The following is a 15,004-nucleotide window of genomic DNA, read 5'->3' on the forward strand; positions in this document are numbered from 1 at the left end:
TACCTTCAGGTCCCGCGGCCGGGGACGGCCAGGCGGGACGCGCACACGGACAAGAAGGCGTTGCGCGCTGGGCGTCCCGCAGGGCGTGCGGAACACAGGCCGCGCCGCCGATGGCGGGCACGGCTCACGGGGAACGGGGTCGGTCAGGAGCCTTTGCGGCCGCTGCGGCGCGGGCGCGAGGCACCACGCCTGGACGTGCCGGATTCGACCGGCAGCGTGCCTTTGCAGTCGGGGTAGCGACTGCACGACCAGAATGGGCCGCTCTTGCCGGTGCGCTGGCGCGTCGGTGCGCCGCACTGTGGGCAAGGCGGTCCGTGGGGAACCTTGATGGACAGGGACGTGCTGCCGTACTGCGCGATCAACTGTGAGATCCATGCAGCCTGCTTGCCGATGAATACGTCCAGCGTGAGCTGTCCAGCTTCGATCATGTCCAGCGCCTGTTCCCAGACGGCGGTTGTCCCTGGGTCGGCAATCGCTGTGGGCACCGCGTCGATCAGGGTGAAGGCCGCATCCGAGGCACGGATGGCGCGGCCCTTCTTCACGAGGTAGCCCCGCGTCAGCAGGCCACTGATGATGTTGGCCCGCGTCGCTTCGGTGCCGATGCCGACCGTATCCTTGAGCTTCTGTTTCAGGCGCGGGTCCGAGACCAGTTTGGCGACGCCCTTCATGGACTTGACCAACTCGCCCTGCGTATAGGGTCGAGGGGGCAGCGTCTTGAGCGCCTTCAGATCGACGTCGGCCACCTGACATGCCAGGCCCTCGCGCAGCGCGGGCAGTACCTGGCTGCGCGCCGCAGGGTCGCCATCCTCCTCGGATTGCGGTTCGGCCAGCACCAGGTGCCAACCCTTGACGACGACCTGCTTGCCGGTGGCCGCCAGCGTCTGCTGGCCGCAGGAGAGGTTCGCCACAGTGCGGTCGAACTCGTGGTGAGGAAGGAATTGCGCCAGGTAATGCGCCCGGATCAGCCGATACACTGCCAGTTCTTTCTCACTCATGGTCGAGAGGTTCGCCGGTTCGAGCGTCGGGATGATGCCGTGGTGAGCAGACACCTTCGCGTCGTTCCAGGCGCGTGAGCGTTGAGTGCGGTCGAGCTGGTCCATGATCGGTCGCAGCAAGGGATCGGTCTTGACCAGGCTGTCGAGGACCGTTGGCACCTCGGCGAACATGCTTTCGGGCAGGTAGCCCGAATCGGAGCGCGGGTACGTCGTGGCCTTGTGCGTCTCGTATAGGGCCTGAGCAATGTCTAAGGTCTCCTGCACATCGAGCCCAAGCTGCCTGGAACACACCTCCTGCAAGGTCCCCAGGTCGAACGGCAGCGGCGGGCCTTCCCGCACGCGCTCGGTTTCGACCGCCACCACCTGGGCGCTGTCCGCGGCGCGGATCTGCTGCGCGGCGTGCTGCGCGATGGGCTGCTGCAGGCAGCGGCCGGCGTCGTCGGTGCATGTGTTCGGGGGAACCCACTGCGCGGTGAAAGCCTGGCCACCAGCGGACAGGGACACGTCGATGGCCCAGTACGGCACGGACACGAAGGCGGCGATCTCGCGGTCGCGGTCCACGACCAGTTTGAGCGTGGGGGTCTGGACGCGGCCGACCGACAGCACGCCGTCGTAGCCAGCCTGTCGTCCCAGCACCGTGAACAAGCGGCTGAGGTTCATGCCGACGAGCCAGTCCGCCCGAGAGCGTGCCAGCGCCGAGTAGTACATCGGCAACGTCTCGGCCGATGGCCGGAGCTTGCCGAGTGCCGCGCGGATGGAAGCATCGTTGAGCGCCGACAACCACAGCCGTTCGATGGGGCCGCGGTAGCCGCACAGGTCGATGATCTCGCGGGCGATCAACTCGCCCTCGCGGTCGGCATCTGTGGCGATGACAAGCTGGGTCGCCTTAGCCAGAAGCGCCTTGACGACCTTGAACTGCGTGGCGGTCTTCGGTTTGACCTCGACCCGCCAGTGCTGAGGAATGATGGGCAACTGCTCGATGGACCAGCGCTTCAACTGCTCGTCGTAGGCTTCGGGCGCTGCGGCTTCTACGAGATGGCCGATGCACCAGGTGACGGTGACGCCGGAACCGTTGAGGCAGCCTTCAGCGCGCTGCGTGGCACCGAGAATCCGGCCAATGTCTTTGCCCTGGGAGGGCTTCTCGCACAAGAACAGCCGCATGTCCGTCCATCCCGATTCCCGTTGTTCATGGAGTTGCTGGAATCGAGGATGCCGAGCGCCACCTGGGGCAGCAGCAAACAAGCCGCATGCGGCGGTGACCGCTTTCACGGGATGGAATGGCTTGTGCGGGGGTGGCGCGTGGCCGCAGGTGTGCGGACCGGGAGCCGCGATATGAGGGAGCGCGTGAAAGTCGGTGGACGTTGGTGGAGCTATCCCCTGGGGATAGCTCGCGAGCGCATGGAGGGCGGCGAAGACGTGCGACCGCCCTCCATGCCGGTTCACTTCCTGCGCTTGGATTCTTTCGGCGCAGCCGGTTCCTGCGCGGCCTGGGGCTTGGGCTCTGCCTCTTGCGGCTTCGGGCTGAGGGTCACGGATTCGATGCGGTACGGCAGGATGCCGACGCTGCGCGCGTTGATCTGCCAGGTCTCGCGCGGCTGATCCTCGTTATCCGTCCAGGGTTCGCGCTCCATGCGGCCGACGACCAGCACGCGCATGCCTTTCTGGTACAGGTCCTTCCAGTGCTCGGCGTCGCGGTGCCAGATTTCCACCGGCGCCCAGAAGCCGCCCCGGTCCTCGAACGTGCCATCCTTCTTCGGCACAGGGTTGTCGAAATAGACGTTCAGGCGTAGCAGGCGACTGGGTTCGTCGTTGCCGTTGGGGAATTCGCGGTACTCCGGTGGCGAACCGATGTTGCCTTCGCCGGAAAAATGCGTGCTCATGATGTGATCTCCGTGGTGGTTGAAATACCCGTGCCTCGTCGGCGCCGGGAGCGTGCTGGGTGCCCGGCGCAATCACCGATCGCGCATTGCGGCGGGAATGGGCGTGAGCCGGCGCAGGTAGGCGTCGTCCGCCTCGGCCGCCTTGCTGGCGCATTCCTGCGCCTGCCTGCCCAAGGTGTGCAGCAGGCTGATCTGCATGTTCAACGTGATGCGCTGCAGCTCGATCGCGTGCAGGTCGGCCAGCAGGTTGACGGGTGTGCTGCTGCTGGCGACCAGCTCCCGCCACAGCGCCACGCCCATGGCCGACCTGTCGTGTCTGCGCCAGCGCAAGAAGACGGTTCCTGCGCCAGTGGTCTGTTGGGCCAGTTCGATGGGCAGCAGGTGGAAGGGGTGCCCGCATGCCTGCTCCAGTACCTGTCGCTGTGCCAGGGCAATCAACTCGTCGCGCATGGCGAAGCACTGGCTGGCCCAGGCCTCGAAGTCCCCTTTACCCTTAAAAGGCTTTAAAAGGCCTTTTAGATAGGCCGCGTGTTCCAGCCGCATGAAGGCACCCTGTTGCAGGCCTCGGAAGTAGCGGGTCGGTGGGTTCGGATCGCTCATGCCGGCTCGTCCTCGCCGGCTGCGGCTTCGGGCGACTCTGCGGTGGTGGTTTCATCGCCGAGCAGTGATGCTTCGGCAGGACCGTCGCCGCGCTGCTTCAGGCCACGGCGCACGATGGGCGGCGCAAACTTCGACCGGCGCGTGCCTTCCAGCACGTCCTGCGGCAGTTCGCCATACTTCTCCAGCGCTGCCCGCGCTGCGGCATTCTTCGACGCGAAGTCATCGCGTGTGCAGCCCGAATAGCGATACTGCTGGGCCAGCGAGAACAGGCTGCGCAATGAATGTGCGCCCTCGTTGAGCCAGCGTTCCAAGGTGCTGCGGTCAATGAGCGCGGTGTGATGGGCGAGGATCAGCTTGCGGGCGATGTCGTCGTAGTCGGCCAGGAGATAGACCGCGGCAAAGCCGAGCTGCGCGTTGACGAAGAGCGGGAGCTTGACCGGCTGCACGTTGAGGTTTTCGCCCAGGCTGAGCGCCGGCGGCACACTCGCCAGCGCCTGGTCCACCTGCTCGCGCAGCGATTGCAGCGTGACCTTGGTGTGGTCGAGCTTGTCCTCGATGCGCAGCATCCACCAGTCCGAGTACGGATCGTCTTGTTCTGAGCCCCGCCGCATCTTGTTCATCTGAGCGATATAGCCATTCAGGCCGACGATGCCCGGTCGCCCCTCGGCGGCGGCGCGGCCATGCCAGATGCGGGAAGCGTGATGGGTGTGCAGGGTCAGCGACATCGCACTGCGCAGGGAGCCGAGATTCAGTTGCAGAGGTTCATTGGTTGCCATGGTGTCTGCTCGTTGTTGGAAAAGGAGCGGCCAGCTTCGACAGGAAGCGGAAGGCAGTCAGTCAAGAATCCGAATCCCGGCGGGCCCCGGTTTAGGGCGTGGCGGTTGCATGCGGCGCGAGCTATCCCCAGGGGATAGCTCCATGGAGCGCTAACGAACGCTGCACGCCGAGATCAGGGGGGACAACGCCGATGCTGCGGCAGATGGTCGATCCCAGGCCTGCGACAGCTTGGCGTTGTGCCCAGCAGCGGAACTATCCCCAGGGGATAGCTCTACTGGCGGCCATGGGCATCTAGTTTCACCGCCTGGCATGCCGACTCATTTGCTGGCGAGCAGATTGCGTAGCCGCTCGATGTGCTGCTTGGCGACTTCTGGCGGCACTGGCTTACCCTGCGGCTGAGGTGGCGGTGCTGGTGGTGGTCGCTCGTTTGGTGGGACGGATGCCGATGGCGCGTCTTTCTTGGCCCAGGCATTGAACTCGCCATGGATGGCGCGCTGGATGATGCCGAACAGATACCCCGCAGGATTGCGTATGCCATGACTGCTGCATCGTGTGGCCCATTCGTCCAGCACGGCCTGTCTCAGCGCGGCATCAACCTGCTGCAATGCCACCCTGGCACCTGTCTGCTGCTCTGCCTTCAGTTCCGTGAAGCGCTTGGGCCATTGCAGATCGCCCAGCGCGCGCGCCTGCGCGGTAGTACGTACTTCATTAATACGACTACTACGTACTGTACGGGCCTGCTTCGGATTCCGAAGAGAGGCGTTTGGCACGGGTTTCGCCCCTGCTTCGGATTCCGAAGATGGGTCATCCGCATTCCGAAGAAGGCTCGATACTCCTTCTTCGGAATCGTGGGCGGCGTCCTCCTGTGGATAACTTGCGGCGGCCGTGATGCCTTGGCTGGCGAGGCGTTCTGCCAGAACCTGCAGCCGCGACGGCAATGTGCGCCCGGAGAGCAGCGGATCTTCCGCGATCTCCTTAAGGGTGTTCAGGCCGACCATCTGGACGGCCTTGGCCGAATGGCCGAGGGACTGGCTGACCAGTGCCAGGTAGTCGGCGTCGAGCTGCATGGCCTCGAAGGGCGTCAGCGGTTCATCGTGCAGAACGTAGAGGTTGCCGAGGATGCGGCCGGTCTTGGGGTCACGCCGTCGCCGCACCAGGCTCAACCATCGGGTGAGGCGCAACAGCGTCAACGCTCGGGCCACGGTTTCATGCGAGGCCTGCCCGGCGCAGGGCATCGATGCCAGCCAGGGTCGAAGCTGCTCATACGTCGGGAAGGCTGTCACGCCATCGTCGTTGAGCATCAGCCGGAACACCTGCCAGGCGTTGCGCTCCAGCGGCGTAAGGCGACGGTCGAGGAACAGTCGCCGCGGCACGGTCTCATGCCGGTTGCCGCTGAAGAGGAAGGCATCGCCGGACGTGGCGGGCGTCGGCGCAGGCATAGGTGCTGGCGCACTGGGCTTGGGCACGAGGTCTTTCAAGGCGGCGTCGAACAGGTCCGCGAGTGCGACGGGGCCACGGCGTGGTGCGGTGTCGTCCACGGCCATGGCTCAACCCAATCCTTGATCGACCCAGCTCTTGATCGAGGCCCAGACCACCGACAGAGGCAGCGACATGCCTTCGGCCAAGTCCATGGCGGCGTCGAGAATGGAGGTTTCGTCTTCGAGATCGACATTCCTGCTGCCGGTCACGGCCTTCCATTGCCGCCACAGATCCGTGTCCTGTTTCTCGTCCAGCACGGGGTGGCGGCCCTTGCGCTTGGGCAGGCCGAGGATTTCGCGGCGAAGCGCCACCTCTTGGTGGGTCAGGCCATAGAACCGACTGACCATCTCGGTGCTCGCACCCAGCCTGAGCATGCGATCGACCGTGGCGATTTCCTTCTCCACGTCCTGCGCCTGCTTGAGTAGTCGCCGGAGCACTTCGCGGTTGACCGTCACCGAGCACCAGGAGACGTTGGCGTTGGCGAGCACGCTGATCAGCGCGGGATGCTTGAGGGCGTCCAGTTCTTCCTCACCAAACCCCATCAGTTTGCACCGGCGCAGTTGCCCATTGCGCAGGTCATAGAGGGCCTGCGCGATGACGGCCTGGTTGAGTGGGTGTGGTGCGGACATGCTGGCCTCCCTCGCTCACGTTCCAAGGTCCGCAGCGCCGGCTTCAAGATCGAGCAGGCGCCGGGCCAGCCGCAGCAGCCGGAACAGCTTGACCAGCGCGGTGTCGCTCAATCGCTGGGCCGCATCACCCTGGCCGTGCAGCAATGCCGGCAGGTCGATGACGATTTGCCCGTCGTGCAGACCGACGTCGGCGGGCCGCTGACCGGCCAGGCACGCCAACAATGCGAGGACGGAACGGCCCAGCGGCGCCGGACTTTGGGTGCGGGCCCGGCAGGCGAAACCGATACCCTCTGCACGGTCATCAATGCACTCGTCCAGGTCTGCCTCGCTCGCGATTTCGCGGGCGAACTGTGCGATGTGGATGCGCAAGCGCTCGGCAGTATCCAAGCCGGGATCGATGTACCAGACATCGGAGATCGGATAGAGCCCGCCAGCCTGCACGGGGATGGACTGCAAGACGCTCGCCGAGAAGTCGGGAGGCAGCGCATCGCCCAACTGATCGGCGACCATGCGCTGGATGGACTGGAGCCGTTCGGTCGTCGGTGCCGGCGAAACGATGTGCTCCCGAAGCAGATCGCTCCCCGCCGCAGGGCTGGCCGGACCCGCCTGACTGGTATCCGTGTCGCTCTCGCGCGCAGGTCGGCCTGCAGGCGGCGCTGCCGATGCAGCCCCTGCGGTGGGTGGCGCGGTGTTGGCAGTTGGGCGCGCGATGGTTTCCGACTCCGGCTCCGGCAACGCAGGCGGCGTCGAGGGCGGCGTTGGGTCGCTGATCAAGGCGCGCTGCCGGCTTTCGGATTCGGTCATGTCCAGGGCGAGCACGTCGTAATTGACACCCAGCAACTCGGCCATCTGGCCGATCAGCTCGTCCTGTACGCGCTGCGCGGAGAACTCGTCGGCCTGGACGTCGAATTGCGACAGCGCTTCCTGGAAAAATTCGTCGAAGTCCTGAACCAGGGAGCGGCCCTTGGCGTAGCGCTCCCACGCGAGCATGCAGGCTTTGCGCATGACCGACAGGCGTTCGACCTGATGGCGACCGAGGCCGCCATAGAGCACGGTGGGGATCGCGGGCAGGAGATACTGCACCGCGTCGTTCATGCGGCTGATGTGCGACTGTTGTACCGGGAAGCCATCGGCAGCGAGGCGGCGGGCCAGCTCGGACTGGCTCAAGGTAGTGCCGCTTTCTTGCTCGTAGAACTCGCGTGCCTTCTCGACGCCGAGGGCGCGCTCGATGAACGTGAGGCCCCCGCGTAATTCATTCTCGGCCAGGTGGCCGGTCAGCATGACGACTTCGCCGCGGCTGGGCCACGGCCGGAACAGGCACGATATACGGAAAAACCGCTCGTCCTTGGTCTCTGACCATAGTTCGCGCAGGATCGCCAGCCGCGTATTTCCGCCGTTGCGGATGATGTAGTGGTCCTCACCTGGTCGGCGAGTGATGGCCGGCGCCGCGTCCAGACCGCGCTCGCGGATGGACGCCTTGATTTCCTCGTAGGCCGGGTTGCGTTTTTTCCTGGGATCGTGGTCGTAGGGGCGCAACTGATCTAGGGTCACGACCATGGGTGTGTCGGCGATCGGGTCGCTCAAGGTCGAGGCTGACGGGCCGCTGCGCTCGAACCCGGCCGCGAGCAGCTTGCCAGCCATCTGCTGGGAGGTGATCTCAGCCATGGCCGCCTCCCTGCGCTTGGTATCGGGCCTCGCGCTCGGCGCGGCGGATTTGCGCACGGGCATTCAGGGTCGCCCGGTGGTCACTGGCCGTCGAGCTGGTGTAGATCGCGGCGCAGCCAGGCTTGGTGAACTTGAGGTGGCCGCCAGGCGTGCGTTTGACGTGCCAACCTTCGCCAACCGCGAACTCGATCAGGGCGCGAAGCCGCTTGTGGCCTCGGGCAAGCTCATGTGCGTTCGCCATGGAACCTCCCGGCATCAAGAGGGTGTGGCGGACGGCCGGACACCATGGCAAATCGGTGCCGCCATTGCGGAAATAGTTCGTCTGCGAGGCCGCGCATGGTGTCGAGCGCGGCGGGGGCGACTCTGCCCGGCGGCTGGCGGTATTCGACCCGATGCACTGGCAATCCGCGCGTAGCTGCACGCGGATACGCCTCGATGGCCGGCACGTCGGTGGCCAGCACGCGGATGCCGGCATGGTCCTGGAAAAGATCGCGCAGGGCCTGCTGGATCAGCCGTGCATTGGCTGACACAGGGTGGACGCGATTGATGAGCAGATGCAGAGGTGGAGGCTCGATGCCCAGGTGCCGGTAGGGCGCAATGTCTTCGAGCAACTGCATGGTGCCGCGCCGCAGCTCGCGCGCCGCGAGGATTTCCGGGGTCACGGGCGACAGCGCGAGGTTGGAGGCGAGTACCGCCATCTCCAGCAGCACCGATCGCGCGCCTTGGGTGTCGATCAGTACCAGGTCATAGAGAGGCGCCAGGACCGGCAAGAGATGGCGCAACCGCAGGCGGCCATCCGGCGCGTGCAGCAGCAAGGTGTTCAGCTCGCCTCGGTGGTCGTTGGAGAGCACCAAGTCCAGGCCCGCGACGATCGTGCGGGACACAAGCAGCCCGAGGTCGCGCTCGTTGAAGGCCAGCAACTCGTAGATGCCACCAGGTGCGCGGTGACCTAGCTCGTAGTACGAGGACAAGGTGGGCTGCACGTCGAGGTCGAGCAGTAGCACACGCAGCCCCGCGTCGGCGGCAAGCCCGCCGAGGTTCGCGGCCGTGGTGGTCTTGCCGACGCCACCTTTTGTTGAAATGATGGATACGACCTGCATGGCGTTCTCCGTGTGAGGATGGGAAGTCCGCTGGAGAACGGGTCAGGCCCGGTTGTTGACGCGCTCGGCGATCCACTGATCGATCTCGATGGAGTCCCAGCCGACCGCGCGCACGCCCAGGCGCAGCGCCTTCGGGAACAAGCCTTTGCGCATCAGGTTGTAGATGTGGGCGCGTTTGAAACCGGACTTGGTTTCGACTTCATCAAGCCGCAGGATGCGGCGCTCGCTTGCGGGCAGTGCAGGTGTTTGCGACATGGCGGTCACTCCTGAACGCTCAGTGGCGTTTGTTGGCGTGACCTCCATTCAATAGACATGGATGGGAAAAGACATTGCAAATGCAATCTCCGCGATTGCACATACAAGATGGAAAACCTCAGACTGTCGCGCTACGCAGCCGGCGTCTGGCCGTGGCGAACTTGCCGTTTAGCGTCCGCTCCGCGATCCCCATGGCGCCGCTGTGATGGGCGACCAATGCACTGACCACCGCCTCCTGCGTCTTGAAGCTGGAGTACGGCACGCCCGAAGGCGACTGGCCGAGCATCAGGTCCAGCATGCTGCCGATAATGTTCAGGTAGGTGGCTTCGGCGCGATCACTGATCAGGCACTGTGCGCCAGCAGAGGGCGCCATCTGCTTGAGAAGCGCCCCGTGCTTTTCCTGCAACTCATGCAGTTGGCGTTTGTACTGGTCCAAGGTGGATTTCAGGGCCAGGCGCTCGACTAGCATCGCCTGCCCAGTTTCCAGCGAGATGAAGGGATGGGTGATGCGCTCGCTTCGGGAGAAGAGGAAGCCCGGTCGTTGCTCGGGATAGTGTTGGCGCATCCAGCGCTTCAGATCGACGTGGCGCACCGTCAGATCAGGGGAGTCGATCAGCGTGGAATCGCGCGTCGTGATGCCGTTCTGCCCGAAGGGCAGTTCTCCATTGAGGATGCCGTCGAAGATACGTTCGGTGCAAAGTCTCAGCTCGGCGCAACGTGGGCAGTCCAACGACTGCGGCAGGCGCCTTGGCGACGAAATCGAAGCCAGGATCACCTGCTCGTATCGCAGCAGCCCGGCCCAGCGGATGGACGCTTCGATCGGGCGATAGAACACCTTTGATGTTGGTGCATCATTCTTGTTCTCGTGCATGCTCCGTCTCCTTCCAGGAGAAGAACTACATGACCGACTCCTTTGTCACCGACCTCATGGTCGGCCTGTCGTCTGTGCAGGAAGTGGGCACCGAAGGCCGCTTCGTCATGTGGTTTGAATACTGCTCACCAGTTCGCGCAACTGGTAGTCGTCGTGTGCTCGATGTGCAAAAATTCATCGATTAGAAGGTCGAGCATCGGGACGTAGGCTCGACAGTGACGCTCACGCTATCAGGGTCGTGAGAAGTTACGGTTTCTGCAAAACCGTCTAGGTATGACCTGATATGCCAGCGGTCTCAGGAGGCGTTAAGGGGCCGCAATCGTCGTCGAATGTCCAGCCGGACGCAGCAAACCCGCGTCTGTCATGCTTGCCCCGTCATCCTGATATATCGACAAAGAATCGTGTGCGGAAACGCGGTGGCCAGCGTGCGCGTTCTTTCAAAGGAGCTTGAGCAGAAGGTCCTTGTGAGTTGTGGTGCAGGCGTTCCCAGCATCCGACCTGTGCCATCACCAGAACCATCTGCCTGATCGTCTTCACGATGATGGATGCGGGGCAGACAACCGGGCGTGGATGATGAGTTCGAGGCAGTCGCCTACGACGATGTACCGATCGTGGGTCTGGTGTACTGAGTGCAGCTCTTTGGACGTCTGTGGAACTCTTTGGACGAATTTGTTGCCGAGGACGAAAAACAAGGCTACAATTGAGGTCTTCGCTGGCCAGTCCAACGAAGAAAGTGTTTGGGAAACAACGACTTACTGTCCTAGTACACGTCTCGTTTCCCGCTCCAGATTCTAGAAAGGCCCAGATTTCGATCTGGGCCTTTTTGCGTCTGCAAGAAATAGCATGCGCCCGAGAATTTGTAGCCCTTGAGCATCAAATTAGCTAGTTACGGCTAACCTTGATGCTCAAGGGCTACAAATGATAACGTCCAGCAACGACCGCTGGGCATTGGCCACGGCAATAACCGCGTTGCGACAAACACCAACAGCGGCATGCATAACACTATGCCGGTCAACGCCGTATGATCGCGCGTGTCATTACCAGCCCCTGCAATAGCGGCGTTGTCTTGCACCAACACGCACACTATTTTTTTTCTGTTCAAAAATCTCGGGTCTCAGCTCGGGGCTTTTTATGCATGATGAACCTGGACTGGCCGGATCTTCAACGATACCGATTACTTAACGCGCTTTGCGGGATGCTCCAAGGGACGACTCGACATGAAGAGATCATATAAAGATTGAGCGGCAAGAGATAAGGAACGCTCTCTGCGTCGCACGAGATAGATGGAACGCTTTAGCTCAGGCCAAGGAAGCGGCCGTGTCACGATACCCTTTTGTGCGAAATGAAAGAGTGTCAATGCAGGCATGAGACTGACACCGAGCCCTGCTCGCACCATACCCATGGCCGTGGCTAGCTGGTCCACTTCCATCAGCGTTTGCATTTGCAAGGGATGCAATGCCATTTCCAAGTACTGGCGGACGCTAGAATTTCGAGCCATGTGAATAAAGGGGTATGAGGCGATATCACGCGGGCGAACCTCCCTGAGACGCGCAAGGGGGTGACCAACGGGGCACACCAAGTGAAAATCATCATTGCAGAAAGGTTCCGCACACAAGTTCGGGGTATCGGCACGAATTGCAGCCAGCGCAAGATCTGCTTTGCCGCTATGCACGAGATCAACGCAGGGTTCCGAAAGGACATCGGCAACAGTGATGGCGACACCAGGATGTTGTTCGTGGTACTGGCGAAGCACGGTAGGTAGCCAGTTGGCGGCAAGTGAAGGCAGCAGCGCGATAGATACACGACCCCGTTTTCGCGCAAGATAATCCGACATTCCCAACAAGGCAGCATCGAACTCGGCGAGCAAGCGCCGAGCCGAAATTTCGAAATCCGAGCCTTCCGCCGTCAGTACCACGTGACGAGTGCTTCGATCAAAAAGACGAAGCCCCAATGTGCCTTCGAGTTGGCCAATCAGCGCGCTGAAAGCGGGCTGAGACAGAAAGCAAGTGGCAGCCGCCTTCGTGAAGCTTCGTTGTTCAGAGAGTGCGATGAAGGCTTGAATCTGCCGGATCGAAAGGTTGGGACGTAGCGAAACATTCATTTGAATATCAGATAAGTTAATCTAAATTTTAGAATTCACTATATAGATAGTAGACCCTACACTCAGTCGCATCAACGCCGCTTAACGACAGTAAAAAGCAAAAAAGCGCTATAGACAAAAAGACTGGGGAGACACCTGACGAACGACATTTTGCCCATCAACCCGAATAGTCGGTTTGACGTGCCGCGCTGTGTGAGTCTCTCATCGACTGGTGCAGCCACAGGTGCTCATAGAGATGCGTTCGCAAAACGCCGTTCCTGAATCAAGGATTCATAGAGATCTGGACCGAGCTTCGGCTCAGAACAACGAGGAGATAGCTATGCATAAACGAACGGCGCTTACACGAGGCGTCCTGCTTGCAATGGCGAGTATGCTCGCCGCCTGCGGCGGTGGAAGTGGGGGTGACGACGACGGGAATGGAGGCACCAATCCAAGTCCCGTAGCTGAGTTGAAAGTGTTGTCCAACAGAGCGGATCTGGTGTCCGGCGGTGATGCACTGATAGAAGTCGTCGCGCCAGCCGGTACCGACCCCGCTACGCTAAAGATCGACGTGAATGGCGCCGATGTCACAAATGCATTCGAACTGCGTCCCGATGGCCGCTACTATGGCTTGGTGACTGGCTTGACGGAAGGGAGGAACCTATTGCGTGCAGCATCGCCGACAGGCAAAGGTGCTGAACTCGAGATCACGAATCACCCGATTGGTGGACCAGTCATCTCTGGCGCTCAGATCACGCCCTGGACCTGCGACACTACGGTAACCGCTCCCACCGCCAATAATCCCGATCTGGGTGATCCGCTTGATGCGCAATGCAATATCGCCGCACCCGTGTATCGCTACCAGTACCGTACATTAACCGGCGGGTTTGCGCCGTATGACGTTGCCAATCCACCCGCTGCGGATGCGATTGCAAAAACCACGACAGATCAGGGCCACACAGTGCCTTATATCGTTCGCATCGAACGCGGCGTGATTAACCGAGGGAAATACGATCTGGCCTACCTGGCCGACCCAAGCGATCCCACTGCTGCATGGCAACCCTGGAACGTGCCTGCATCGTGGAACCAAAAGCTATTCTGGAAATTCGGCTCTGGTTGCGACTACCGACGCGTCCAGGGAAATCCAGGCAACGTCATGGACTATGTGGCGCTAAGCCGAGGTTTCATGGTTGCTTCGTCAGAGATGACCCAGTACGGCACGCACTGCAACGACGTGACCTCTGCCGAGACCGTCATCATGATGAAAGAGCACATTATCGAAAAATACGGACCGATTCGATACACGATGGCCGACGGCAGTTCGGGAGGCGCTCACCAACAACACTTGCATGCGTCCAATTACCCGGGCCTACTGCAGGGCATTCTTCCCGCTGCGGGATGGCAGGACACCTGGACAGCCGGCCGCGAGTTCGCGGACTGCGGCCTATTGAAGCGTTATCACGACAGCCAGGCAGGCACATCGTTAGACATGACAAACATGCAACGAGCACTTGTGGCCGGCCACCGATGGAATCAAGTATGCGAAGGCCCTGCCAACACCAACATGGCGAGCCGCGTTCCGTTTTATATTGACCCAGCGGTGGGCTGCGGAGATCCCGACGATCAATGGTCACGAAGCAATCCGACAGGCAGCCGGTGCACGCTCCAGGATTTCAACATTGCGGTATTCGGACCTCGCGATGCTACTGGTTACGCCAAATCGCCGCTGGACAATGTTGGCATTCAGTACGGTTTCAATGCGCTGAACAGTGGAGCCATATCCGCCGAGCAATTCGTCGCCATGAACGAGCAAGTCGGCGGCTACGACATCGACGGCCAATGGCAACCTTCACGTATGCAAGCTGACCCTGGCGCAGCAGAAATTGCACACGGTTCAGGCAGGATTCCTTATGGTCAGAATCTAGGCAACGTCGCCATCATCGCTGATGTGGAATTCAACATTACGGAAGAGCATTACGATTTCCGCACCTGGGTGATTAGAAATCGCATTTTGGCGGTGCACGATGATTACGACAACCATGTGATCTGGCGCCACAAATCCCGTGTGCCTGATTTCGCTGCCCGCCGGTTCGATGCGATGAATGATTGGCTAATGCGCACCGAAGCGGACGCCACGGATCGACCCTTGCGAGAAAAGCTCATAGCAAACAAGCCTGATATCGCTACCGACTCCTGCTATCGCTCCGACAGCGAACAATGGAGCACTGATCCTGCATACTGCAATACGGGCGCAACGCCAAACATGGATTCGACCGTCGTAGCCGGACTCTTTGAACCCGGCGTTGACGAATGGCCAGTCTTTCGCGATACGCGCGTAGCCTCTGGCGAGTCGTTAGCCAGCGACATCATGAAGTGCCAACTGAAGCCGCTGAACCGCGGCGACTATCAAGCAAACTTCACCAACTCGCAATGGAGCAGACTCTCCGCCGTATTCCCAGGCGGGGTATGTGACTACAGCAAGCCTGGTGTCGGTCAAGTGGCGCCAGACCCCTGGCAAACCTTCAGTGACGGCCCTGGCGGGAAGCCACTAGGCCCCGCTCCAACATCACACGCCGCAGCGTAACGGATGTGATATTCAGGCCTGCGCAGTTCCATTGCGCAGGCCTGGCGAATCCGATGGCACGGCAAGCCCGTAGTCTTGCGGGAGTGGGA

The 15,004-nt window shown here is 61.7% G+C and carries 14 protein-coding genes; 2 read left to right on the top strand and 12 right to left on the bottom strand.

Annotated elements, in window-relative coordinates; translation table 11 throughout:
* Positions 1-143 precede the first annotated feature (143 nt).
* The 11 genes from ACNAZS_RS11615 to ACNAZS_RS11665 all read right to left on the bottom strand — a co-directional run bounded on the left by ACNAZS_RS11615 (position 144) and on the right by ACNAZS_RS11665 (position 10,251).
* A complete protein-coding gene (locus tag ACNAZS_RS11615) occupies positions 144-2,156 on the bottom strand; it encodes a DNA topoisomerase III (protein WP_009459717.1) in 2,013 nt (670 codons plus the stop codon).
* A 278-nt stretch (positions 2,157-2,434) separates the two neighbouring features.
* The gene (locus ACNAZS_RS11620) at positions 2,435-2,875 is read right to left on the bottom strand and encodes a single-stranded DNA-binding protein (RefSeq protein WP_019726334.1); all 441 of its coding nucleotides are present in this window, start codon (positions 2,873-2,875) and stop codon (positions 2,435-2,437) included.
* Positions 2,876-2,947: 72 nt separating this feature from the next.
* Positions 2,948-3,475, bottom strand: coding sequence for a DUF3158 family protein (locus tag ACNAZS_RS11625; protein ID WP_009459718.1), 528 nt, complete (start codon positions 3,473-3,475; stop codon positions 2,948-2,950).
* A complete protein-coding gene (locus ACNAZS_RS11630) occupies positions 3,472-4,251 on the bottom strand; it encodes a PFL_4669 family integrating conjugative element protein (protein ID WP_009459719.1) in 780 nt (259 codons plus the stop codon). The genes ACNAZS_RS11625 and ACNAZS_RS11630 overlap by 4 nt, the downstream gene beginning before the upstream one ends.
* Before the next feature lie 318 nt (positions 4,252-4,569).
* Positions 4,570-5,796 carry an STY4528 family pathogenicity island replication protein gene (locus ACNAZS_RS11635; protein ID WP_009459721.1) on the bottom strand — a complete coding sequence of 409 codons (1,227 nt, stop codon included), beginning with the start codon at positions 5,794-5,796 and terminating at the stop codon, positions 4,570-4,572.
* 3 nt (positions 5,797-5,799) lie between these two features.
* Positions 5,800-6,360, bottom strand: coding sequence for a DUF2857 domain-containing protein (locus ACNAZS_RS11640; protein ID WP_009459723.1), 561 nt, complete (start codon positions 6,358-6,360; stop codon positions 5,800-5,802).
* Between the two features lie 15 nt (positions 6,361-6,375).
* The gene (locus tag ACNAZS_RS11645; protein ID WP_009459725.1) at positions 6,376-8,025 is read right to left on the bottom strand and encodes a ParB family protein; all 1,650 of its coding nucleotides are present in this window, start codon (positions 8,023-8,025) and stop codon (positions 6,376-6,378) included.
* A complete protein-coding gene (locus ACNAZS_RS11650) occupies positions 8,018-8,266 on the bottom strand; it encodes a hypothetical protein (protein WP_019726333.1) in 249 nt (82 codons plus the stop codon). The genes ACNAZS_RS11645 and ACNAZS_RS11650 overlap by 8 nt, the downstream gene beginning before the upstream one ends.
* Positions 8,250-9,125, bottom strand: a complete 876-nt coding sequence (locus ACNAZS_RS11655) for a ParA family protein (RefSeq protein WP_009459727.1) — start codon at positions 9,123-9,125, stop codon at positions 8,250-8,252. Before ACNAZS_RS11655 ends, ACNAZS_RS11650 begins: the two co-directional genes overlap by 17 nt.
* Before the next feature lie 42 nt (positions 9,126-9,167).
* Complete coding sequence (locus tag ACNAZS_RS11660; protein ID WP_009459729.1) at positions 9,168-9,380, bottom strand: AlpA family transcriptional regulator; 213 nt, start codon at positions 9,378-9,380, stop codon at positions 9,168-9,170.
* A 118-nt stretch (positions 9,381-9,498) separates the two neighbouring features.
* Positions 9,499-10,251: a hypothetical protein gene (locus ACNAZS_RS11665; protein ID WP_019726332.1), complete on the bottom strand. Its 753-nt coding sequence runs from the start codon at positions 10,249-10,251 to the stop codon at positions 9,499-9,501.
* Positions 10,252-10,280: 29 nt separating this feature from the next.
* Here ACNAZS_RS11665 and ACNAZS_RS11670 point away from each other — a divergent pair, with 29 nt between their 5' ends.
* On the top strand, positions 10,281-10,436 hold the full coding sequence (locus ACNAZS_RS11670; RefSeq protein ID WP_019726331.1) for a hypothetical protein: 156 nt from the start codon (positions 10,281-10,283) through the stop codon (positions 10,434-10,436).
* 989 nt (positions 10,437-11,425) lie between these two features.
* Here ACNAZS_RS11670 and ACNAZS_RS11675 read toward each other — a convergent pair.
* Positions 11,426-12,352 (bottom strand): LysR family transcriptional regulator, encoded by a 927-nt coding sequence (locus tag ACNAZS_RS11675; protein WP_415789310.1) that lies wholly within the window; start codon positions 12,350-12,352, stop codon positions 11,426-11,428.
* 319 nt (positions 12,353-12,671) lie between these two features.
* Here ACNAZS_RS11675 and ACNAZS_RS11680 point away from each other — a divergent pair, with 319 nt between their 5' ends.
* A complete protein-coding gene (locus ACNAZS_RS11680; protein WP_415789312.1) occupies positions 12,672-14,915 on the top strand; it encodes a DUF6351 family protein in 2,244 nt (747 codons plus the stop codon).
* The last annotated feature ends 89 nt before the right edge of the window (positions 14,916-15,004 follow it).

This window comes from Bordetella tumulicola, assembly GCF_965138755.1.
GTDB lineage: Bacteria > Pseudomonadota > Gammaproteobacteria > Burkholderiales > Burkholderiaceae_B > Bordetella_A > Bordetella_A tumulicola.